The sequence below is a fragment of the Aquiflexum lacus genome (assembly GCF_015476655.1).
GTDB lineage: Bacteria > Bacteroidota > Bacteroidia > Cytophagales > Cyclobacteriaceae > Aquiflexum > Aquiflexum lacus.
Genome location: NZ_JABFHF010000004.1, coordinates 62,699 through 86,158 on the forward strand (window position 1 = coordinate 62,699; position 23,460 = coordinate 86,158).

At 41.1% G+C, this 23,460-nt stretch carries 10 protein-coding genes; 9 read left to right on the top strand and 1 reads right to left on the bottom strand.

Annotated elements, in window-relative coordinates; genetic code table 11:
- The first annotated feature begins 68 nt into the window (after positions 1-68).
- The 8 genes from HMJ38_RS05275 to HMJ38_RS05310 all read left to right on the top strand — a co-directional run bounded on the left by HMJ38_RS05275 (position 69) and on the right by HMJ38_RS05310 (position 20,664).
- Positions 69-2,729 carry a sensor histidine kinase gene (locus HMJ38_RS05275; protein ID WP_194973328.1) on the top strand — a complete coding sequence of 887 codons (2,661 nt, stop codon included), beginning with the start codon at positions 69-71 and terminating at the stop codon, positions 2,727-2,729.
- 373 nt (positions 2,730-3,102) lie between these two features.
- Positions 3,103-3,534, top strand: coding sequence for a hypothetical protein (locus tag HMJ38_RS05280; protein ID WP_194973329.1), 432 nt, complete (start codon positions 3,103-3,105; stop codon positions 3,532-3,534).
- A 142-nt stretch (positions 3,535-3,676) separates the two neighbouring features.
- The gene (locus tag HMJ38_RS05285) at positions 3,677-7,528 is read left to right on the top strand and encodes a sensor histidine kinase (RefSeq protein WP_194973330.1); all 3,852 of its coding nucleotides are present in this window, start codon (positions 3,677-3,679) and stop codon (positions 7,526-7,528) included.
- Positions 7,528-9,528, top strand: a complete 2,001-nt coding sequence (locus tag HMJ38_RS05290; protein WP_194973331.1) for an ATP-binding protein — start codon at positions 7,528-7,530, stop codon at positions 9,526-9,528. Before HMJ38_RS05285 ends, HMJ38_RS05290 begins: the two co-directional genes overlap by 1 nt.
- A gap of 12 nt (positions 9,529-9,540) precedes the next feature.
- Positions 9,541-12,993, top strand: a complete 3,453-nt coding sequence (locus tag HMJ38_RS05295) for a sensor histidine kinase (protein ID WP_194973332.1) — start codon at positions 9,541-9,543, stop codon at positions 12,991-12,993.
- Between the two features lie 12 nt (positions 12,994-13,005).
- Entirely contained in the window at positions 13,006-15,003 is a 1,998-nt protein-coding gene (locus tag HMJ38_RS05300) for a sensor histidine kinase (protein WP_194973333.1), read from the top strand.
- Positions 15,004-15,007: 4 nt separating this feature from the next.
- Positions 15,008-18,397: a sensor histidine kinase gene (locus tag HMJ38_RS05305; RefSeq protein ID WP_194973334.1), complete on the top strand. Its 3,390-nt coding sequence runs from the start codon at positions 15,008-15,010 to the stop codon at positions 18,395-18,397.
- A 2-nt stretch (positions 18,398-18,399) separates the two neighbouring features.
- The gene (locus HMJ38_RS05310; RefSeq protein WP_194973335.1) at positions 18,400-20,664 is read left to right on the top strand and encodes a tetratricopeptide repeat protein; all 2,265 of its coding nucleotides are present in this window, start codon (positions 18,400-18,402) and stop codon (positions 20,662-20,664) included.
- 147 nt (positions 20,665-20,811) lie between these two features.
- Here HMJ38_RS05310 and HMJ38_RS05315 read toward each other — a convergent pair whose 3' ends face one another.
- The gene (locus tag HMJ38_RS05315; protein WP_194973336.1) at positions 20,812-21,036 is read right to left on the bottom strand and encodes a hypothetical protein; all 225 of its coding nucleotides are present in this window, start codon (positions 21,034-21,036) and stop codon (positions 20,812-20,814) included.
- 123 nt (positions 21,037-21,159) lie between these two features.
- On the opposite strand from HMJ38_RS05315, the gene HMJ38_RS05320 reads away from it, so the two are divergent.
- Positions 21,160-23,364, top strand: a complete 2,205-nt coding sequence (locus tag HMJ38_RS05320; protein ID WP_194973337.1) for a tetratricopeptide repeat-containing sensor histidine kinase — start codon at positions 21,160-21,162, stop codon at positions 23,362-23,364.
- The last annotated feature ends 96 nt before the right edge of the window (positions 23,365-23,460 follow it).

Below are 23,460 nucleotides of genomic sequence, written 5' to 3' on the forward strand. Positions count from 1 at the left end.
TAACCCATTCCCAAATGAAAAATGCAAGCTGACATCTACTCTTTGATATCATTCCTAAGAATATTAACATGAATAAAGAAAATCTACTAGAGGAGAAGATTAGAGAACTGGAAAAAGAGCTGGAAATAAAAATCCGGGAACTTGAAATTGAAGCTGCTTTGGAACGGGTTCGTTCGCGCTCAATGGCCATGCAAAATAGTGAAGAACTTGCCGAAGTAATCGCACAGATAAATGCTGAAATCACCAATCTGGGTATTCGTTCAGATAATACGGCATTAGTAACAGATATAAAACTGAAGGAGAAATCTGGTACCTATTCCATGTGGTTTTCAATACCGGGGAAAACATACAGCAATAAATTTCTCCTTCCAAAAATGAGACATCGGCTATATGAAAGAATGGAAGAAGCTTATCAGAATAAAATAGAATTTTTTACCATAAGCTTTTCAAAAGAAGAAAAGGATCAATATTTCAATATCGTCTTCGCAGAATCTGATTTAAAATTCATTCCCGAAGCAAGGAAGGAATTTCTATTAAATGCGCCAGGATGGTCCCAAACTGTAGTTCTACAAAAAAATTCCGGCCTGGTGCTACAAAGATTTAGCAATGAAGCATTTTCAGAAGAAGAGAATGCAGTTGCCATCCGATTTGGCCGGGTATTCGAACAAACCTTCACCCGCTTCCTTGATCTGCAAAAAGCGGAGGCCCAAGCAAGAGAAGCGCAGATAGAAACCGCTTTGGAAAAAGTCCGCTCTCAATCTTTGGCTATGCACAACAGTACTGACCTTAAAATGGTTGTAGAGGTGGTTTTTGAAAAATTACGTGAATTGCATGTTGGTATGGATGTGGCCAATATTGTTATCTGGAAGGAAAACACCCTTGACCATGACATGTGGGTTGCCAATAAGGAATTTACTTTCCCACAGCCATTCTTTTTCAAGGTCTTTGAAGATCAGATAAATAAGGATGTCAATGAGGCCAGAAGCAATGGTGAAGAATTATTCTCAAAAGTATATCCAAAAGAACTGAAGGACTCATTTTTTGAGTACCTGTTTGAACACACGCTGTTCAGTAGGATACCCGAAGATAGAAAGGAGAGAATCATCCAAGCTGATGGTTTGGCAATCAGTTGGGTTTTTGCTAAGCATTCGGGGATTTCTCTATTTAATTATTCCACTCAAGCCCATTCGGAAGATGAATTGAAAGTTCTAAAACGCTTTTCAAAAGTATTTGAGCAAGCTTACACCAGATTCATAGACCTCCAAAAAGCAGAAACCCAGGCTTTGGAAGCCATCAAACGGGCATCGGTTGACCGGGTACGTGCAGAGATTGCCTCCATGCGTACCACGGACGATCTGGAAAGGATTCAACCACTAATTTGGAATGAATTAAAAACACTGGGTGTGCCCTTCATCCGATGTGGAGTATTTATTATGGATGAAGCAACGCAGGATGTGCAGGCCTTTCTTTCTACACCTGACGGGAAGTCCATGGCCGCATTCCGGCTGCCTTATTATGCTACTGAACAATCAAAGCAAATAGTTACCCATTGGCAGCACAAGCAACTATTTAAAGACCATATGGATGAAGCTGCCTTTGCCGCATATACCAAAAATCTGGTGCAGCAGGGTGCCTTAGCCGGCAATGAAAAATATGTGACAGAAAACCGACCCACAGATCTTTACCTGCATTTTCTTCCCTTCCTTCAGGGCATGTTGTATGTGGGCAATGATGCGCCATTAAAAGAGGATGAACTCAAACTGGTGCAAAACCTTGCAGAAACATTCTCCACAGCTTATGCTCGGTATGAAGATTTTCATAAACTGGAATTAGCAAAATCAGCAGTAGAATTCGCCATGAGTGAACTCAAAGCTACCCAGACCCAAATGATACAGCAAGAAAAACTCGCCTCCCTAGGTCAGCTTACCGCAGGCATCGCCCATGAGATCAAGAACCCGCTGAATTTTGTCAATAATTTTTCGGAGGTATCGATAGAGATGATTGAGGAGATACTAGATTCAAGACACAAGACACAAGACCTGCCTACCGGTCAGGCAGGCTCAAGACACAAGACGGAGGCTGATGAAATTGAGGATGAGATTTTAGAGGATATAAAAGCAAACTTGCAGAAAATCCACGAGCATGGAAGCCGTGCCAATGGTATTGTGACCTCCATGCTACATCATTCCCGTGGAGGATCAGGGAAAAAGGAACCCGCTGACCTCAATGCCCTGATCAAGGAATATGTCAATCTGAGTTTTCATGGCATGCGGGCAGGAAAAAGTCCGATCAATGTTGATTTGGTATTTGATTTAGATCCAGAGCTAGGGGAAGTTTCCCTGATCAAAGAGGACTTTACCAGGGTGGTGATCAATCTTTGTAACAATGCTTTTGATGCGATGAGGGAGAAGGTTTTAAAGACCGAAGACAGGAGACGGAAGACAGAAGATGTGAATTCCGAAAACATTAAATATGATCCTAAATTGAAGGTGATTACAAGTTTGAAAAATGGTCGGGTTCGGATAGCTTTTGAAGACAATGGACCTGGGATTCCTGATAAGATCAAGGATAAAATTCTACAGCCTTTCTTTACCACCAAAAAAGGAACTGAGGGAACCGGGTTGGGGCTGAGTATTACTCACGATATCATAAAAGCGCATGGGGGGGAGTTGACAATACAAACATCCATTGGCATAGGAACTACTTTCATAATCCAAGTAAATAAATAATATGATTACCCGCCTTTCTACAATTAGCCTTCTCTTTCCCAGAAAAATGGTTAGAAGACCGAAGTCCGAAGTAACAGGCAATTCAAGGTGCTTCCGGAAATTATTTAAAATTTTGTCACATACTTGTTTAATAGCGCAAATAAAAAATAAATAGTCAAAAAAGGACAGGATGGGTATAAATAAATTAGATAATCTAAAATATAACTTTCAGGGTACTACTACTTCTCCTGAAAAGAGATGTTTATGTATATTTATGAAAATGGTTCCGACAAAAGACAGCCTCCAAAATGAACCAATCTCTAAATATTTTGAAATGAAATAAGAAAATAAACGATCAAGAAATAATTTTTACTTAACTAAAAACCAATAAATTATGCACGTCAAAAAAATCTTAATTTTTGCCTTATTAACTCCCCTACTCTTCCTTTCAAATCAAAATTATCAATCCTTCATAGAAGAAGATCGATTGGAATTCGATCAGGGCAGAGTGGAATACAGAGTGGTGGTGAAAATCATCGGAGATGAATGGAGAGTAGTCTTGGAAGATGATGAATCCAAAAGTGATGTCACCTTAAGACGAGGCGATCGGATTAGATGGATCGTCGAAGGTTCTGATGCCTCTTTTGCATTTCCGGATATTCGGATTTTTGGTCAAGAAACCAGAGATGTAAAGGATGGAAATCCTTTGGTGATGGCAGTTTCCGCAAATAGCCCGAAAGGTACTTTTGCCTACACTGTCTTTATCCATGAATCCATGACTTATGCCCGAGGTCAATCTCCACCAAGAATTATCGTTAGGAATTGATCAAAATGAATTGATTCGGTTAGATGATAATGACCGAATCAATTTCTTTAAAAAAAAATCTGTTTGAATTTATCACCCAGATTCACGAATGCCAGCTATAAAAATGTCAGTAAATATTTAAGTTTGATTCAATCTGAAAGATATGGTTGCTGAACGTAAAGCAATGAATTTTCCGGCCAAAGTTGATATAAGAAGATGTATACACGCAACTTTTGGCTTCTGCTGTTATCTGATTTTTTTTGGGGCTTGTCAGCAATTTGATAAAAAAGGTACTGATCAAAATCAAGATTTTAAAGATCCCGTAAATCCCGCTTTACCAACAATCATTTACCTGGACAGCCTTGAAGATTATCTTCGACCCCAAAAGAATTGGATCAGAGACAATTCCCCTCCGAAAACAATAACGGTTCCCCAAAGTCCGCGTGAGGAATATTCCCTCCAAGATGAGCAAAGCCAAACGCGTACCATTTCTTCCCCTCAAATCATTCAAAGACCTTACCTAAAAAACGAAAAGGGGGAAGCTATTCTTGACCCTAAAGGGAATCATTTCTATTTAGGTGATGGTGGTATTTCCCATTTCGCAACATTCACATCCGATGATGGTTTGAGCTTGGACAATATCACCTCTTCTTTGTTGGACAAGTCAGGAAATCTATGGTTTGGTACTTGGGGAGGAGGAATTTCAAAATTTGACGGTATTTCCTTTATCAACTTTACAACTGCACATGGACTTTCCAACAACTTGGTACACTGCCTTGCTGAAGACAAAGACGGGAACATTTGGATTGGTACTGAAGGCGGGGGGATTTCCATCTACGATGGATATTCTTTTTCCATCAAAGCCAAATCTGATGGGCTGGCAAATGATATTATCTATGGAATCACCCCGGACCAAAGTGGAAATATGTGGATTGCTGCCGGAGTAGGTGGAGCTTCAAAATTTGATGGTGAACGCTTTACCAACTTTAATCAGGAAAACGGTCTTCCGGAAAATACTGTTATAAAAATTGCTGAAGATCGCAATGGTTTTATCTGGTTTGGAACAGGGAGTAATGGGGCCTCAAGATTTGATGGCAAATCCTTCCTGCATTTTACCATCGAAGATGGTTTGGTGGATAACGCGATCAATTGTATTGCCAAGGATAGGTCAGGCAACCTATGGTTTGGAACCAAGGGCGGTGGGGTTTCCAAGTATCAGGAAAGTGCTGATTTAAAGAAAAAAGGAACCTTTACAAACTTCACCACTTTGAATGGACTGGGACATGATGATGTCTGGGATATTGAAGAAGATCTGGATGGGAACTTGTGGTTTGCCACCGAGGGCGGCGGGGTTTCAAAATTTGATGGCAAATCATTTACAACTTATACCACTGCCCAAGGATTGCCCAAAAATGTTGTTTACAGCATCTCCACTGATGGATCAGGAAATATCTGGTTTGGAACTGCAGGAGGAGGTGTTTCACTTTACAAAGGTCCTGCAGTTAACAACTTCACGGCAGACCTTGGTCTTGTCAAGAACAGTGTTTATGGTATCCTGGAGGACAATAATGGCAACCTGTGGTTTGGTACAGATGGAGGGGGAGTTTCAAAATACGATGGCAAATCATTCACAAATTTCACTACAGAACAAGGACTGCCAAATCCACTGATCATCAGCGCTCTTAAAGACAAAAATGGCCAACTTTGGTTTGGAACAGGCGGCGGAGGCATTGCGCTTTTCAAGGACGAATCTGATAAAAGCAAAAATACCAGAATTACCACTTTTAACACTGCCAATGGTCTGCCCAATGATATCATATACACCATCAAAGAAGATCGCTTAGGTAATATTTGGATAGGTACCGGTGGAGGAGGTTTGGTAAAGTTTGATTGGAATATCAAGCCTGTGGATCAGGCAAGTTTTACTGTATTCACCACAGAACATGCCTTGGGCAGCAATTATATTTACAGCATTTTGGAAGACAGTAAAGGAAATCTTTGGGTCGGAACTGCCGGCGGGGGTGTTTCCAGATTTGATGGTAATGCCTTTACCAATTTCAGTACTCCCCAAGGTCTGTCCAATGATATCGTATGGAGTATTTTGGAAGACAAAGCAGGTTACCTGTGGTTTGCAACCCAAGGCGGAGGGGTTTCCCGGTTTGATGGCCAATCTTTCAGCAGCTTCACCAAAAGAGAGGGATTAGGTGATGACACTGTTTATGATCTTTTGGAAGATAAGGAGGGAAATATTTTTATAGGAACGAATCAAGGTTTTACCGTAATACCTGCACCTGTTGCAACCCTACCGTTTCAGGAAATACACGGAAGTTTAGAATACTACAATACTCCTAATGGCTATCCCGTCAAAGATGTAAATAAGGGTATCTACCTGGACAGGCAGGGTAATATATGGGCAGGCAATGGGAGTGACAAAACAGGTTTGGTGAAATTCAATTACCAAGCTTTGAGAAAAAAGAAAACAAAGCCTGGCATAAAAATCAAAAATATCAGAATAAATGAACAGCCTATTAGTTGGACTTCCCTGCAAAAAAGCAATCTTGAAGATGCGCTTTCCGATAGTTCAAAATCCATGGCTTATATCACCGATGAAGTCAGGGTGTTTGGTAGGCAACTCAGCACTGAAGAAAGAAAATCCCAGCAAAAAGAATTCTCAAAAATACAATTCTCAGATATCAGGAGATTTGAAAACTTTCCTGAAAACCTGATACTTCCTTTCTTTCAAAACCAAATCACCATAGATTTTGGGACAGATGAACTGGTAAGACCCAATTTAATGGAATACAGGTATATCCTTGAAGGGTACAATAAAAGCTGGAGTCCTGTCATAAAAAACAGCCTTGCTACTTTCGGCAATATCAGTGAAGGAGATTATGTATTTAAAGTAATAGCAAGATATATCGGTCCTGCCGAAGCTGAAGGAAAAGAATGGTCAGAAGAGGCTGTCTATAGATTTTCCGTCCTTCCTCCATGGCACAGAACCTGGTGGGCCTATCTGATTTACCTGATCTTTTTTTTGGCGGGTATCAATAGGATAAATAAATTCCAAAAAAACAGAACCATCCGCAAGGAAAGAGATCGGATTCAGCAAAAAGAACTTGAGCAGGCCAAGGAAATAGAAAAGGCCTACCTGGACTTAAAAGTTACCCAAGCCCAACTCGTGCAACAGGAAAAACTTGCTTCACTCGGTCAACTCACAGCCGGAATCGCCCACGAGATCAAGAATCCGTTGAATTTTGTCAATAACTTCTCGGAGGTGTCGATTGATATGATTGAGGAAATTAAAGAAGAAAGAGCCAAAGGCCTGTCCCGAGAATCGGGAGGCCAAGAATCAAGGGATGAGACACTGGTAGATGAAATCCTCGAAGATATCAAGTCCAATCTGGTGAGAATCCATCAACACGGTACACGGGCCAATAGTATTGTGACTTCTATGCTACAGCACTCCCGCGAAGGTACAGGTATCATTGAACCCACTGATCTCAATGCCCTGATCAAGGAGTATGTCAATCTTTGTTTCCATGGGATGCGGGCCGGTAAAAAATCCATCAACGTTGAAATATCCTTGGATCTTGATCCTGAGATAAAGGAAGTACCACTGATCAAAGAGGATTTTACGAGGGTGGTGATCAACCTTTGTAACAATGCTTTTGATGCGATGCGGGAGAAGGTGAGGATATACAATGTACAAAGTACCATGTACCAAGATGAGGCGCATAATGATGTAAACTACCTGCCGAAATTGAAGGTGACCACGATCCTTGAAAATGGTCAGGTTCGGATATTGTTTGATGACAATGGACCGGGGATTCCCGATGAGATCAAGGACAAAATCCTGCAGCCTTTCTTTACGACCAAAAAAGGTACTGAGGGAACGGGATTGGGGCTGAGTATTACAAATGATATTATCAAAGCCCATGGGGGAGAATTAAGCGTATTGAGTAAAGCTGAAACTGGAACGAAATTTATCATTCAATTACCAATACAACCTAAGTGATGAAGCAAAGAATTTTAATGGTACTGTTTTTCTTTTTGATCCAGGATTATTGCCTTGGTCAAAACCTAAGGCAATGGGATAGGAGGATTGATAGTCTGCAAATTCAATATGAAAATGCCTCATTGGATTCTGTCAGAGTTCAGACGGCCATAAAATTAATGGATGTGTTGGGCAACAAAGCTTGGATTGCAACCAATACAGGTCAATTTGCTGTGGCTTATGAAGCCTTTAGGAAGGCTTTTGATTTTTGGGAAAATCCAGAAACCATCAAAATTTTTGAGAAAGTCAAGCATGATAATGAATATGAAAAAAGCTACTGGAGCGTGCTGGCCAATTTAACTTTTAATTATGGCCACCTGATGGGGGCAACAGGAAATATCGAAGAGAGGCTTTACTACTATCAAAAAGCTTATCAGATAGCCAAAGAACAGGAAGATGTGATGAATACTGTTTTTTCCTTAACTGGATTGGCCTTCGTATATCTCACGAATAATGAATTGGATTCAGCTCAGATGAAAATTGAAGAAGCAAGGTCCTATCCACCGGAATTATACAATTTCGAAGGATATCCTGAAATTAAATACATTGATGGTGCAATCAAGCTTAGATTGAAGCTGTATGAACCTGCATTAAACGCTTTTTGGGATGGTCTTGAGGATGCCATTGAAAAGGACTATCCTGTGGGCAAAGCCACAAATAATCTTGGATTATCAGAGACCTACAGATATCTCAATAATATGGATTCCAGTTACTTTTTTGCAAGACAATCCATAAATGAATTAAGGAGAATCCGAGAGATCCAGATGTTTGAAATAGATATTGCCTCGGCTTATCAAAACCTTTACGGGCATTTTCGACATTTTAACCAGCCTGACAGTGCATTCAGATATTTGGAACAGGCTCAGGTAGAAAGATCTGTTTTGACCAAAAGAAAGTTTGCCAATATGGCTGCTTTTCAACAAGTTCTCTTGATCAGAGAACGAGAACTCGCAAACCTTGAAAAAGAAAATCTTGCTATTCAGAGTAGATACCGAACTTATTTATTTGTATTTGTACTGACCGTATTTTTATTCATAGGGGGCATCCTTATTCGTGCCAATCGCCAAAAACAAAAAGCTAACCTGCTGCTTGCCAGGCAAAAAGAGGAAATTCAATCCGCTTTGCATCAGCTCAAATCCACCCAAGCCCAACTTATCCAATCCGAGAAGATGGCCTCTCTCGGGGAACTGACAGCCGGCATTGCCCATGAGATTCAGAATCCGCTGAATTTTGTGAATAATTTTTCGGAGGTAAGTGCGGAGTTGGTTGATGAGATACGAGATTCAAGACACAAGACACAAGACACAAGACCCAAGACAGAGGAGGACGAAATCGAGGATGAGATATTGGAGGATATTAAGCAGAACTTGGAAAAGATCAACCACCATGGAAAGCGGGCTGATGCGATAGTGAAGGGGATGTTGGAGCATAGCCGGACAGGTTCGGGGCAGAAGGAACTGACCGATATCAGTAATTTGACAAAGGAATATCTGAACCTTGCTTACCAAAGCTTCAAATCTAAGAACAAAGAAATTGAAATCGAACTGATCACAGACCTTGATCCATCGATCCCCAAAATAGAACTTATCCGTGCGGATATCGGAAAGGTATTGTTGAATATCCTGAACAATGCATTTTATGCTGTAGGGAAAGGGCATGTAGGGACAGAGGATGCTCTGTCCCTACCGCCTACGATCACCGTCTCCACCAAAAACCTCGGAAACGCAATTGAGATATCAATAAAAGACAACGGCCAAGGCATCCCCGATGCCATCAAAGACAAAATCTTTCAGCCATTCTTTACGACCAAGCCGACAGGACAAGGAACAGGATTGGGATTATCCTTATCTTATGATATCGTAAAGGCCCATGGGGGAGAGATCAGAGTAAAAAGCCTGCCTACCGACAAGGCAGGTGAAGAAGGAAAAGGGACAACATTTATCATTACTTTATTAAAATAAATCCAAAAGCACATGATACCACCCAAAAAATCCTATGTGACTGCTATTCGTTTGAATCTTTTCATTTGGGTAAGCCTTGGTTGTATTTTGCTTTTTTCATCCCCCTCCTTAGCGCAGTTAAACTCCAATAACCTGACCTTATATTCAGAAAAGGATGGTCTGCCCGGGACCCAGATCAATAACATAATTGTAGATCAATTCGGCTACATCTGGGTAGGTACCATCAACGGACTTGCAAAGTTCGATGGCTATTCTTTCAAACGCTTTTATGAAGACCCCAATAACCCCGGTTCAATCAAAGGACTCAATGTCTGGTCCTTGTTTGAGGATAGTAAAGGCAAAATTTGGGTAGGTGCCTCACCTGGTAAACTGAATGTCTATGATCCTTCAACTCAAATATTTCGAGAATATCCCTTTGGAGATTTGTTTGAATTTGATATTAATGTAGAAAAGGGAATATGGAAGATTGCTGAAGATAATAATGGCAGGATATATTTTGGAGTTCATACTTATCATGGGGAAGAGATTTCGAATACCTTGTTGTATCTGGATGAGAAAGAGGATAAAATCAAAAGCTTTGAAACACTTGGAGATTTGACGATCAAAAATATTGTCAGCATGACTTCAGACCAGGACGGAACTATCTGGGCCATTGGCTACTCCGGAATTTTAAAAATAACCCAAGGAAATAAACTTGAAGAAGTCACCCCAAAGAATATTTCAAGCCAACCTGAATTGAAAGACGAATATCCAACAGGTATGGTCAGCGACGGAGAAGGTTACTTTTGGATGATAACCAATTTCGGACGTTTGTTTAAGCTAAATGTGGAGAATGGTGAATATGAGATTTTTTCACCTGTAGGAATTTTAGAAGAAAATTTCTTTAACAGTCTGACCATAGATGCTGATGGGAATTTGTGGATGGCTACCAACTATGGTCCTTTTTTGTATTACCCAACGCAAGATTCAGTGGTGTATTTCAAAGAGGATTTATCCGATAGATTTGGCTTCAGAGGAGATGCAGTCAATACCCTTGCGGTGGATCAATTCGGAGGGGTTTGGGCAGGAACCCGGGTGATGGGTTTATTAAGGTATGAAGAACGCTCTATCTTCAAATCCTACACTTTCAAAAATGAGGATCCCAATTCCATACTTTCTGGCTGGGCGGATAATATCTTGGAACTACCCGATGGAAAATTACTGGTTACAACTTCTGGCTTAAATATAATCGATCTGCAAAGCAATGTGATCGAAAGTTTACCTTACAACAAATATTTTCCATCTTCACCAAAAGTTTTTTCAATCTCAGAAGTGTCAGCGGGAGAATACTACCTGAATTCCACTTTTGGAGTATATCAATTTACCTATCCTGAAAAAACAATAAAGAAGATAAGCATACCCGGCATACCTGAATCCAACTGGGTAAATAGTTTTTTTAATGACAGTCAGGGAAATCAATGGGCATTTACCAATGGGGGAATTTACACCAGGAAAAGCAGTGCCGCACCCTATTCAAGGCTCAAATTGGAATTAAGCGCTGATGATGAAAAACGCCTTCATTCAGTAGTCCGGGTATATGAAAGTGAAAAGTATGGTTTATGGTTACCCACTGATGACAGGTTGTTTTTATACGATTACACCACCGGACAAATCAGGTCCATAGGTCATGATAAAGCCCAAGGTGATATTTTAGGCACTCAGGACATCAATTCTTTTTATGAAGATACAAATGGAATAGCTTGGGTAGGTGCCTGGCAGGGAGGATTGAATCGCTTTGATGTGGCAACAGGGAAAATAAAAACCTATACGGTCAATGATGGACTGCCCTCCATGAGCATTCAGTCCATTATAGCTGATGAAGAAAATGAAAATCTATGGCTGAGCACCTTTGAGGGAATCAGTCGGTTTCATATCCCCACAGAGCAATTTTACAATTACTCCATTGATGATGGGATACAAGGACAGCTGTATGCAGACGGATCCTATTTGAAAACCTCTAAGGGCCAGTTTATTTTCGGAGGGTCAAACGGCATCACTATTTTTGACCCGAATACAGTTAATACAACTTCCATCCCTCCAAGGGTATTTCTAACAGAGTTTAAATTATTTAATGAAAGGGTATTGCCCGGTGAAAACTCAATTCTGAAAGATCCTATTTATGATACAGAGGAAATTGTTTTGGCACACAATCAGAACAACATCACGCTGGAATTCATCGCCCTTCATTATTCCAATCCTTTAAAAAATAAGTTTGCTTACAAACTGGATAATTATGATAATGACTGGCGGGAATCCACCAATTTTCAGGATGCCTACTACCCCAATCTCTCCCCTGGGGAATATCTCTTTCATGTCAAAGCAGCCAATAACAATGGGGTATGGAACGAAGAAGGGGCAAAATTGAAGATTATTATAAATAAGCCTTGGTGGCTGACAATATGGGCATATCTATTTTATGGGCTTGTTTTTATAAGTGCATTATTCGGTGCAGACAGGATTTTTCGCCATCGGGTTGTACTGAGAGAAAGAGAAAAAGCCCGCGAAAAAGAATTGGAACAGGCGAAGGAGATTGAAAAAGCCTATACCGAATTAAAGGCTACTCAGGCCCAGTTGATCCAATCCGAAAAAATGGCCTCCCTCGGAGAACTTACTGCAGGCATTGCCCATGAGATTCAGAATCCATTAAACTTCGTCAATAATTTTTCGGAGGTGAGTGCGGAGCTGGTTGAGGAGATGCAAGAAGCAAGAAGCAAGAGCCAAGATGAGAAGCGAGAAGCGAGAGGCGAGAGGCGAGATGAAAGGGAGGAGTTGGAGGATGAGATTCTGGAGGATATCAAGCAGAACTTGGAAAAGATCAACCATCATGGAAAGCGGGCGGATGCGATCGTAAAGGGGATGTTGGAGCATAGTAGGACTGGTTCAGGGGAGAAAGAACTGACCGACATCAATTCTTTGGCAGGGGAATATTTGAATCTGGCCTACCAAAGCTTCAAATCTAAGAACAAAGAAATTGAAATCGAACTGATTGCAGACCTTGATCCAACAATCCCCAAAATAGAACTTATCCGTGCGGATATCGGAAAGGTATTGCTGAATATCCTGAACAATGCGTTCTATGCTGTAGGGACAGGGCATGTATGGACAGAGCGGTCCCTACCGCCTACGGTCACCGTCTCCACGAGGCTGCGGGAGGGCTCCCCTTCAAGCCTGTACCGAGACCTCGGGAGGGCTGGGGGTAGCGATGGGAAGTGGGTAGAAATTTCAATATCCGACAACGGCCCCGGCATCCCCGACACCATCAAAGACAAAATCTTCCAGCCATTCTTTACGACCAAGCCGACAGGACAAGGAACAGGATTGGGGTTATCCTTATCTTATGATATTGTAAAGGCGCATGGGGGGGAAATAAAGGTGGAAACGAAGGAGGGAGAGGGAAGTGAATTTATAATTATTATTGGTTTCTAAAAATCCCGGAATATGAAGATCCTTTTGATTTTTCTAATACTGATTATTTCTTGTGGTTCTGCATTCTCTCAGGAAGAAACATTCAAGGATGCGGAAAGATTGCTTCAGGAACTTTCTCAGGCAAGAACTGATACAGGCAGGGTAGTACTAAAAAGTCGGTTAAGTGAGGCTTACAGAGGCAATAATCCGGATACCTCCCTGATTCTTGCCAATCAGGCATTATACAAAGCAAGGGAAATAGGTTTTAAGAAGGGCGAAATAATGGCACTGAATGTTCTGAGTGTGCTGTACCGGGAAAAAGGCGACTTACCTTATGCCTTACAAATGGGACTTCAGGGATTGAAAATTGCCGAAAAAGAACAGCTTACTTACGTATGGGTTTATAGCTTGATCCGGGTGGGCAATGTTTATCTAAGTGTCGGGGATGTTTCAAAGGCCTTGCCATATTTCCAAAAGGCGGATAAGCTTTTAGAAAGAAACTATGATGAATTTCAATGGCGGGTTACACAATATTTTATAGCTCAAATTAACCTACAATTAAACCAATTGGATGCTGTTGAAAACCGATTGGGCTTACTTGAAAAAAAGTATGTTTCTGTTCCATTATGGATTATTATAAATAATGGTTTACGAGGAGAATTAGAAAAGAAAAGAGGGGAACCAAGACAAGCCCTGATGTACTTGAAAAAAGGCTTGACGGCGGCGATGGCTGAAAATGTGATAAGAGAAGCATCTACAGCCAGTAACGAAATTGCCCTGATTTTCAAAGAGCTAAATCAGCCTGATTCAGCCATTTTTTATGCAAAAATGGGATTGGAATTCGGAAAAGAACTTTCTTACACCAACAGGATACTCACAGCAAGCAGTTTATTGGCGGAGCTATATGCTGAAGAAAATCCCAAAGAGGCGGTTAAGTATTATCAGATGGCTTCGGCAGCAAAAGACAGTTTGTACGGCATACAAAAATTTCAGCAGCTTCAGTCTGCCACGATGGAAGAACAGGAAAGACAAACCGAAATTGAAGCAGCTGCAATTGCCTACCGAAACAACTTAAGGCAACGGGGTTTGATTGGCGGAGTCGCTTTATTCCTAGTTGTAGCTGTAGTTCTTTACAGAAACAACCGCCAAAAACAAAAGACAAACAAAGTATTGGAAACCACCCTTTCCAATCTCAAATCCACCCAAGCCCAACTCATCCAATCCGAAAAAATGGCGAGTCTCGGTGAGCTGACGGCAGGTATCGCCCATGAGATTCAGAATCCATTGAATTTTGTGAATAACTTTTCGGAGGTGAGTGCGGAGCTTGTTGAAGAGATGCAAGAGGCAAGAGCCAAGAAACAAGATGAGAAGCGAGAAGCGAGAGGCGAGAGGCCAGATGAAAGTGAGGAGTTGGAGGATGAGATTTTGGAGGATATTAAGCAGAACTTAGAGAAGATCAATCACCACGGCAAGCGGGCGGATGCGATAGTGAAGGGGATGTTGGAGCATAGCCGAACAGGTTCGGGGGAGAAGGAACTGACTGACATCAATAGTCTGGCAAACGAATATTTGAACCTGGCTTACCAAAGCTTTAAATCCAAGAACAAAGAGGTTGAAATCTCTTTGATCACAGACCTTGATCCATCACTTCCCAAGATCGACATCATCCGTTCGGATATTGGCAAGGTATTGTTGAATATTCTGAATAATGCATTTTATGCTGTAGGGAAAGGGCATGTAGGGACAGAGCATGCTCTGTCCCTACCGCCTACGATCACCGTCTCCACCAAAAACCTCGGCGACAAAATCGAGATTTCAGTAAAAGACAACGGCCCCGGCATCCCCGACGCCATCAAAAACAAAATCTTCCAGCCTTTTTTCACCACCAAGCCCACGGGGCAGGGGACGGGATTGGGATTATCCTTATCTTATGATATCGTGAAGGCGCATGGGGGGGAATTAAGAGTGGAATCTCAAGAATATGAAGGCAGCGAGTTTATTATTCAATTACCTCTAACAAAACCTAATTGATAAAATGAAACATCTATTCAAATACACTTTAGGTATTTTCTTGTTCCTGATAGTTTTAACTTTTCAGGCATTTGGCCAGCAAATTGAATTTAACAGCGTAACCCCTCCTGATGGTGGCAATTTCACCTTTGTGACAGGTATAACCCAGGATGTAAATGGATTTATGTGGTATGCCACCAAAAAGGGATTGTACAGTTTCGATGGCAAAAATGTTACATCTTACCAAAACAATCCATTAAATCCGAATTCGATAATGGGCAATTTTTTGGAATCGGTTTATGCTGATCATGATGGCACCCTTTGGGTAGGTAGTTTGGGAATAGGCCTGGATCATTTTGACCCGGAATCCGGAATCTTTACCCATTTTACGCACGATCCTAACGATTCCGAAAGTTTAAGCAGCGATACTGTAACTGTGATATTAAGAGATAAGCAGGGTACACTTTGGATTGGCACTCACGGTGGGTTGGATCAATATGACCCAAAAACAAACAAATTTAATCATTATCGATATTCGCCTGATGATACAACATCTATCAGCAATAATCAGGTACGCTGTATGTATGAGGACAGCGAAGGAAGACTTTGGATTGGTACCGGCAGTCCTTACCTTGATAACGGTGGAGGGCCCGATGCGGGAGGTTTAAATTTGTTCGACAGAGAAACCGGTAAATTTACCCGGTATATGCACGATCCTAATAACAGCAAAAGCCTGCTAACCAATAAAATAAGTGCAATATTTGAGGATAAACAAGGAAACCTCTGGATCGGTACTTCCAAATTGGGATTGCACAAAATGAACCGCAAGGACGGAATTTTTGAACTTTTGGTTTACGATCCGTCAAATCCAGAAAAGTTAAGCAGCCCGCCCATTACGACTGCAGGCCCGGATTATGAACATATTACTTTTATCAATCAAGATGCAGCCGGAAGTCTCTGGTATGGAACTGTGGATGCGGGACTTTTTTACTTCAGTGCTGACGTTGGAAAAATAGTAAACTATAAAAGAACCGCTGGTTCAACAGAAGGATTTAATGACCTCGGTGCCTGGACCTCCTTTAACTCCCGCGATGGTATTCTGTGGATTGGCTCTACACAGGGAAATATCCACCACATCGATCCTTTGCACAAGGAAATCCCACACACCCTAATTTCAACAGCGAATGTCAACAGCTTTTATGAAGAGCCCGACGGTACATTTTGGATGGGCACCAACCAGGGTGTCATTCGTATTAAAAATGGCATAGAAGAACGATATTTAATTGATTCGAACCCTGCTAATGCAGATGCAAATATTGTATATTCCATAAGAGCCGACAAACAGGGCAATATCTGGTTTGGCAGTACAGGTGGATTAAATTTATGGGATAGAAAAAATGAAAAATTTATCAGGTATATCAACGATCCCAACAACAGCAACAGCCTTTCAAACAATAATGTAACCTGGGTATATGAAGACAAAGAAGGAAATTTCTGGGTTTCAACATTTCGGGGATTGAACCTGATGGACCGTAAAACGGGCAGGTTTACCCAATACTTTAAAAATCCGGCTAATACCGAACCCTTTGGAGAAAATTTAATTACTGATTTATTAGAAACGAAAGATGGCAGGTTGTGGGTAGGTGCATGGAATACAGGTGGGATAAGTTCATTTGACCGTGAAAATAAAACATTTAAAAATTATCTTATGGGTACCGGTATTGTGAGCATTTACCAAGATACCGATGGCGTTTTGTGGATAGGTGGCTATGATGGATTTTACCGATACAACGCCGACATCGATAATTTTATTCGTTATACCGACTCAGGTTCTCCATCGGGTATAGCAGAAATAACAAGCATTGTTGAAGATGACCAGAAAATTTTATGGCTGGGTACCTCATCGGGAATCGTAAAAATTAATGCCCAACGAAACGAAAACACCTTATTTGGTAAAAATTTCGGTATTACTAACTCTTTGACCCTTAATTCGGGTTTCAAAAGGAGCAATGGAAAAATTTATTTTGGTGATGCTACTGGTTATTTTTCATTTTCACCGGTTGAGTTGATCCAGAAATTAAGGGTTCCTGAAATTGCTATTACAAGTTTTCGCCTTTCCGATCAGAAGGTAACGCCCGGCGAAGGGAGCCTGCTGAAAGAAAGCCTTTCCCTCGTAAAGGAAATTCAGTTAAAATATAACCAGAATGTTTTTTCCTTTGACATCGGTGTAATTGATTATGCAAAACCTGAACAAAACCAGATGATCTATTACCTCGAAAACTATGACATAAACTGGCTTCAGGCTACAGGTCGTACGGTTTACTACTTTAATGTGCCACCGGGAAAATATACATTTCGTGTAAAAGGTGCAAACAGCTATGGCGTTTGGGCTGAGAAGAAAATAGATATCATCATTCTGCCCCCTTGGTGGGGTACTTGGTGGGCTTATAGTATTTATGTATTGTTGTTTGGCGCTGCAATTTTCGGTTTTGATCGCTTTCAGAGGGAGCGGTTGCTTAAGGCCGAAAGGGAGAAAAACCGTGAGAAGGAATTAATTCATGCCAAAGAAATTGAAAAAGCATATACCGAACTAAAAACTACACAAACCCAACTCATACAGGCTGAAAAAATGGCCTCCCTGGGAGAACTCACCGCCGGCATTGCCCATGAGATCCAGAATCCCTTGAACTTTGTCAATAACTTCAGCGAAGTAAGCCATGAGTTGATGGATGAGATGAATGAAGAATTGGATAAAGGCGCCATAGAAGAAGCGAAAGCCATCTCCGCAGACATCAAACAAAACCTGGAGAAAATCACCCACCACGGCAAGCGGGCAGATGCCATTGTAAAAGGCATGCTGGCACACAGCCGAAGTAGCTCCGGTGAGAAAATACCCACAGACATCAACGCTTTGGCAGATGAATACCTACGATTGTCTTATCATGGTTTGCGTGCCAAAGACAAAAGCTTCAATGCTGATTTCAATACAGATTTTGACCCTAATCTACCCAAGGTAGATTTGGTAGCTCAAGATATGGGCAGGGTTTTGTTAAATCTGATCAACAATGCGTTTTTTGCGGTCAATGCACGAAAGAAAATGGGAGAAGATGGGTATAAACCAACCGTGAAGATTTCAACTGCCTATTCCCCACCTCAGGATAAACAGGGGGCTATGGTAAAAATCTCCGTAAAAGACAACGGAACGGGCATCCCCTACTCCATTAAAGACAAAATCTTTCAGCCTTTTTTCACGACTAAGCCGACAGGGCAGGGAACAGGATTGGGATTATCATTATCTTATGATATCGTGAAGGCGCATGGAGGGGAGTTGAAAGTGGAAAGCCACCTTGCCGACGAGGCAAGTGAAGTACAGAATGGCTGTGAATTTATTATCCAATTACCCATAGCTGATTAAATATGAATAAAATATCGAGTCTCATAATTTTTGTTTTGGTATTCCTCTGTATCGAGTCATCTTCTGCACAAAATCCCAAGATTGCACAATATGATAGTCTGATAGCAATTGCCCCAACAGATACTGGAAGAATTAACTTGATCTTGAAAAAGCTGGATGTTCTCAGCACGATCAACCTTGATTCGGCAATCAACTTGGCCTTGACAACACTTGGAGACGCCCAGCGCATCAGTTTTTACCGTGGGGAGATGGATCTGCGAACTTCTCTTTTTACCAATTATTCCTTTAAAGGCAACTTCAAATCAGCTGCAGAACAATTGGGAGAGTTGGAAAATACGATCAAACCATCCAAGGATTCAATAGAGTTTGCGGTTTTATACTCCAATAAGGGAATGTTTTACGGCATGCAGAGCAAATACGATTCATCCATTTTTTTCTATGAAAAGGCATTGAGGATAAATGAACAGGTAGGTAATAAAAACCGCATTGCCCTGATCAATTCAAACATCGCCATCGCCTATCAACAGCAGTCAAATTTTCCGATGGCCTTACAATACCAGCAAAAATCACTTCAAACATATGAGGAGTTGGAAGATAGTGAAATAGGACAAGCCTATACACTTGTCAATATGGCCATCACTCATTTCATGACGGGAGATCATATCAGGGCAGAAAGTACTTTCCTAAGGTCGATAGAGCTTGCCAAAAAAGTTCAGTTGCAAAATGTAGAACTTTACGCATATTCGAATCTCGCAGGCCTATATGCAGATGAAAATAAATGGCAAAGCAGTTATGAATATGCCATGAAGGCAGCCGAATTGGGCGGCAATATGGGAGATCAGGGAATAGAAGGTGCCAGTTTGTCGAAAGCTTCACAGGCTCTTGTAAACTTGAACCAGCCCGAAAAAGCAATAGCATTATCCAAGGAGGCAATCACATTGGCGGAATTATCTACCCTTCCAATGAATATCAACCAAGCTTATTCCTCTATGGGTTATGCCTTGATGGCGCAAAAGCGCTGGAAAGAAGCTATTCCATACTATGAAAAGGGTTTTGAAAATCTTCAAAACTCAGATATCTATACTGCCCACATCGGTATGGTTACCAAACAATTATCGGAATGCTATGAAAATACCGGTAACTACGCTAAAGCCCTTGAGCTATTCAAGCAATCCAAAAGTATTGATGATTCGGTACGGCAGAAGGAAAATATCCGAAAAGCAACCGAACTGACGATGAATTATGAGTTTGAGAAAAAGATGACTACAGCTCAGGCCATTCAGGAAGCAAAAGATGAGATAATGTATACCCGGCAGGTTGCATTGATCATTGGCCTTATTCTTTCCTTGATTTTGATCCTAGGGGCTCTAGCTGCATATTTTGGAAAAAAGAAAGCCAATGTATTGTTGAGCAACCAGAAGCAAGAGATTGAACAAACCCTCAGGAAACTCAAAAATACCCAAGCCCAGCTTATTCAATCCGAAAAAATGGCAAGTCTTGGTGAGCTCACCTCAGGCATTGCCCATGAGATTCAGAACCCGCTGAATTTCATGAATAATTTTAGTGAGGTCAGCGCGGAGATGGTGGAAGAGATTGAAGAAGAAAGGGTCAAGAGCCAAGATACGAGAGACGAGACATTGGTGAGTGAAATACTTGGGGATATCAAACAAAACTTGAAGAAAATCAATCATCATGGCAAAAGGGCAGATGCCATAGTGAAGGGGATGTTGGAGCATAGCAAAACAGGTTCGGGAGAAAAAGAATTAACCGATCTGAATGCTTTGGTCAAAGAGTATCTCAAAATTACTTATCAGGGCTTCAAGGTCAAAAATAAGGATGTCGATATTAAGCTGATCAGCGACTACGATCTCTCCCTTCCCAAGGTCGAAATTGTCCGACCGGAAATAGGAAAGGTATTGCTGAATATTTTGAATAATGCTTTTTATGCTGTAGGGAATGGGCATGTAGGGACAGGGCATGCCATGTCCCTACAACCTACGGTGACCGTCTCCACCAAAAACCACGGCGATAAAATTGAAATCTCCATCTCCGACAACGGCCCCGGCATCCCCGATGCCATCAAAGACAAAATCTTTCAGCCTTTCTTCACTACCAAGCCTTCCGGCCAGGGAACAGGATTGGGTTTATCCTTATCTTATGATATTGTAAAAGCGCATGGGGGGGAGATCAGTGTAGAATCCAGAGATGGAGAGGGCCTGACTGCCGGAGAGGCAGGAACTGAGATCACAATCACATTAAAGATATAATAAATAATTCAAAGCTTATCCTAAAGAATAAAATATGTGAAGTTCAAGAATGGGATTAAATGAGAACAAAAAAGATAATTGATCCGCACAAAAAATCATCCCTTACCAGATTCAGGCAGGGATTTATTCCACATAGATGGTTAATTGTTACCTCCTTGTTCGGGCAGGATCTACCGGTGCGGTACGGGCAGGATCTACGGAAAACTCGGAAAAATCTTCATCCGCCATTTCATCATCGTTGGAAGACTCATTGGGAGAAGAATCATTATCTTGGTCATCCGAATCTGAATCAACCATTTCTAAATATGATTCTAATTCCGTATAGAAAAATAAAATAAAGGTATTTCCGGTAATAGAATAGTTTCTTTTCATGATTTTAAATTTAAACTGCAAATAATATGTATTAAAGTTAGTTTTTTAAGTTAAAAATCCAAGTTTTATTACTTTGAAATTCGTCCTTTCCTATTCTAAAAATCAATAAATTATAATTTACAAATGAAAGTCCATTATAGATCATATGGGTTCAAACTTGGAAGGGTCTCTTTTCTTGTTTTTTGTATTCTTATCATTTTCGGGTTAGCTGTACAATCACAGACCCTCGAAAAACTAAAAGCTGATCTCGACAACCTTTCCGCAAAGCAAGGCTATGCCAAGGATACTGTTTACCTAAACAAAGCCAATGACCTCGGTTTTATGCTGGCAGAAAGTAATCCTGACAGTGCTTTCGTTTTTCTTGATAAGCAGATTTTGATGTGCCGTGAAGCCAATTTTAAAAAGGGCGAATCCGAAGCTTTGAAAATATATGGAAATGCACTCCAAAATAAGGGTGATTTTGTTAATTCCTTGGAGTATTACAAAAATGCGCTCAGCATCGCAGAAAGTATCCCTGATGATAGCTTGATTCCGGGAATATTGAATAACATCGGATTGGTATACTTCAATCTTGGAAATTATGCAGAGGCATTGGGTAATTTTTTTGAAGCGATAAAAGGAGCTGAAAATACTCGGAATTTGAATGTTGAAGCGGCTGCTTTGAACAACATCGCCATGATATATTTTGAACAGGGAAAATTAGAGGAAGCTAAATCCAAATATCTGGAGATGCTTGCTATTTATAGTGAACTGGGAAATCAGGGACGGATGATTCTTGCCTATAACAATATCGGAGATGTGGCGCTCAAGCAGAACAAACCCCTGGAAGCCCTTGAAAATCTTAAGATAGCCCATACCTCTTCCCTGGCTTTACAGAGTCCCGAATTTATAGAAATGACCGCCCGGACAATGGCTGATATTTATGTTGCGCTTGACAGTATGGATAAGGCCGAATATTTATACCGACAGTCCATCGCCATTGCCAAAGAAAAAGGGTATGGCGTCCCTTATTCCCATTCTTTGATAGGATTGGCAGAATTGTTTTATAGAAAGGGAAGCTACCAAGAGGCCCTCGTATATGCCGATGAAGGATTGGAACAGGCCAATAAAATGGGTCAGGTCATGCAACAGCGCAACGCACATGAATTGTTGGCTAAAATCAATGAAAAGGAAAATGACTACAGTGAAGCCCTGAATAACTTCAAGCTGTTTAAGCAATACAACGACAGCATAAATAATGCTCAAGGACAGCGCTTGGCAGCAACACTGGAGTCTGAATTTGAATTTTCCAAGAAGACCTTGGAATTTGAAAAAGCCAGTCTGCGGCAACGTTGGCTGATTTTTTCAGCATTTATAGGATTGTTCACATTTTTGGTAATTCTCTTTATTGTTTTTAGAAACAGGAACAAATTGGACAAAGCTTACCAAATTCTGAAGGGAAAAAATCTTGAAATTGAAAATAAAAATGAAAAACTTGAAAATGCACTGGATCAATTGAAATCAACACAATTGCAGCTTATTCATTCCGAAAAAATGGCCTCATTGGGCGAACTCACAGCCGGTATCGCCCATGAAATCCAGAATCCGTTGAATTTTGTAAATAATTTTTCGGAGGTCAGTAGCGAGATGATCGTTGAGATTGAGCAAGAAAGAGCCAAAAGCCAAGAAGCAAGAGACGAGACTTTGGTCAGCGAAATACTGGAGGATATCAAACAAAACCTTACAAAGATCAATCACCACGGAAATCGGGCCGGTTCCATTGTCAAAGGGATGCTCGAGCACAGCCGTACGACTACAGGTGAGAAAGTACTTACCGATATCAATGCCCTGGCAGATGAGTATCTCAGACTATCCTATCACGGCTTAAGAGCCAAGGATAAAAACTTCAATGCCGACTTTAAAACAGATTTTGATCCCAATCTCCCCAAGGTGAATGTGGTGGCACAGGATATCAGCAGGGTTATATTGAACCTGATCAACAATGCTTTTCAGGCATGTTCTACCCCCCAGCCCCCCCGAAATATCGGGACAGGCTCTGAAGGGGGAGAATCTCATATCCCAACGGTATCCGTTAAAACAACGGCAACCAAGTCCCCTTCAGGGGATTTAGGGGTACAAATCTCCATCTCCGACAACGGCCCCGGCATTCCCGACGCCATCAAAGACAAAATCTTCCAGCCATTCTTTACTACCAAGCCTACAGGACAGGGGACAGGATTGGGATTGAGTCTGAGCTATGATATTGTGAAGGCGCATGGGGGGGAGATACGCCTGGATAGCGAGGAGGGTAAAGGAAGTAAGTTTCTCATCAACATCCCTGCCTATTGAATTAGATTTTTTGCACAAAGTCATAGTCAATAAAAAGAGAATCAATTATTTAAGTGAGTATTCATATGTGATTATTTAATTTTTTTTAATTTTGGT

Coding starts and splice junctions, on each gene's coding strand:
- HMJ38_RS05285 (WP_194973330.1), top strand. CDS start 3,677: ATGGTTGCTGAACGTAAAGCAATGAATTTTCCGGCCAAAGTTGATATA.
- HMJ38_RS05300 (WP_194973333.1), top strand. CDS start 13,006: ATGAAGATCCTTTTGATTTTTCTAATACTGATTATTTCTTGTGGTTCT.
- HMJ38_RS05290 (WP_194973331.1), top strand. CDS start 7,528: ATGAAGCAAAGAATTTTAATGGTACTGTTTTTCTTTTTGATCCAGGAT.
- HMJ38_RS05320 (WP_194973337.1), top strand. CDS start 21,160: ATGAAAGTCCATTATAGATCATATGGGTTCAAACTTGGAAGGGTCTCT.
- HMJ38_RS05305 (WP_194973334.1), top strand. CDS start 15,008: ATGAAACATCTATTCAAATACACTTTAGGTATTTTCTTGTTCCTGATA.
- HMJ38_RS05310 (WP_194973335.1), top strand. CDS start 18,400: ATGAATAAAATATCGAGTCTCATAATTTTTGTTTTGGTATTCCTCTGT.
- HMJ38_RS05280 (WP_194973329.1), top strand. CDS start 3,103: ATGCACGTCAAAAAAATCTTAATTTTTGCCTTATTAACTCCCCTACTC.
- HMJ38_RS05275 (WP_194973328.1), top strand. CDS start 69: ATGAATAAAGAAAATCTACTAGAGGAGAAGATTAGAGAACTGGAAAAA.
- HMJ38_RS05295 (WP_194973332.1), top strand. CDS start 9,541: ATGATACCACCCAAAAAATCCTATGTGACTGCTATTCGTTTGAATCTT.
- HMJ38_RS05315 (WP_194973336.1), bottom strand. CDS start 21,036: ATGAAAAGAAACTATTCTATTACCGGAAATACCTTTATTTTATTTTTC.